The following is a 567-nucleotide window of genomic DNA, read 5'->3' on the forward strand; positions in this document are numbered from 1 at the left end:
GGTACCCGAAGCGGACCTGACGTGCCGGTCGGTGTTCTCGATGTCACTGAAAGATCGGACAATCACGGTGGGATGGTGCCTTTCTCTTCTGTCCTGCTCGTTGGTGCCTGCGTGGGGGAGTGCCCCGCTCAGGCGGTCTCGCGGACGGACCGGGCCAGCGTGCGCAGGCCCTCGTCCAGCTCTTCGGGGGTGATGGTCAGCGGCGGGAGCAGCTTCACGACCTCGGACTGCGGGCCGGAGGTCTCCAGCAGCAGGCCCAGCTCGAAGGCGCGGGCGCAGACGGCGGAGGCGCGCGCGGGGTCGGTGAACTCCAGGCCCCAGACCAGGCCGCGGCCACGGAACTGCGCGGTCTCGTCCTCGCCGCAGATGGCCAGGAGCGTCTGCTCGACCTGCTCGCCGCGGGCCAGGGTCTGCTTCTCCATCTGGCCGTCGGCCCAGTACGCGTCGAGCGTGGCGGCGGCCGTGACGAAGGCCGGGTTGTTGCCGCGGAAGGTGCCGTTGTGCTCGCCCGGCTCCCAGACGTCCAGCTCGCCCTTGAAGAGGCACAGCGACATCGGCAGGCCGTAG

The 567-nt window shown here is 70.2% G+C and carries 1 protein-coding gene and 1 pseudogene; both read right to left on the reverse strand.

Annotated features, from left to right (window positions below; translation table 11 throughout):
- Nucleotides 1-66: pseudogene (ectC, locus tag BFF76_RS32420) on the reverse strand (L-ectoine synthase); the annotation flags it as partial.
- Between the two features lie 62 nt (nt 67-128).
- On the reverse strand, nt 129-567 hold a 439-nt coding region (locus BFF76_RS20725; RefSeq protein ID WP_244167312.1), incomplete at its 5' end, for an aminotransferase class III-fold pyridoxal phosphate-dependent enzyme.

Origin of the sequence: Streptomyces mutomycini, from assembly GCF_001700505.1 — a bacterium.
Taxonomy (GTDB): domain Bacteria; phylum Actinomycetota; class Actinomycetes; order Streptomycetales; family Streptomycetaceae; genus Streptomyces; species Streptomyces mutomycini.